This is a genomic window from Gilvimarinus sp. 1_MG-2023, from assembly GCF_030548285.1.
Window position 1 is genome coordinate 1 of sequence record NZ_JAUOSC010000915.1, and the last position, 278, is coordinate 278.

Here is a 278-nt window from a genome sequence, read left to right on the forward strand (position 1 = left end):
TACTTGCATTGATTGTTTGGGCGGTACTTAAAATTACTGCTAGCAACGAGTCCACAGAAAAAAAGGTATTGTGGATACTCTTTATTTTGGTTGTACCGGTTATAGGTTTAATTTGTTGGGTTATATTCGGCCCGAAAGGAAGCCGAGCACGGCTGTAATGGTTCGCTGAAATAACCTACTTGAAAGGAAACAAGGCGCAAATTGAATTAGCAGGAATTGATAGGAGTGAGAAAATGAGCGAGTCTGCAAGTATCTACGACCTTCTTGAAGAAATAGAT

Annotated in this window: 1 protein-coding gene; it reads left to right on the forward strand. The window is 39.9% G+C overall.

Features of this window, described 5'->3' with window-relative positions:
• Positions 1-8: 8 nt before the first annotated feature.
• Positions 9-158, forward strand: a complete 150-nt coding sequence (locus tag Q4563_RS19540; RefSeq protein WP_303605700.1) for a PLD nuclease N-terminal domain-containing protein — start codon at positions 9-11, stop codon at positions 156-158.
• Positions 159-278 lie beyond the last annotated feature (120 nt).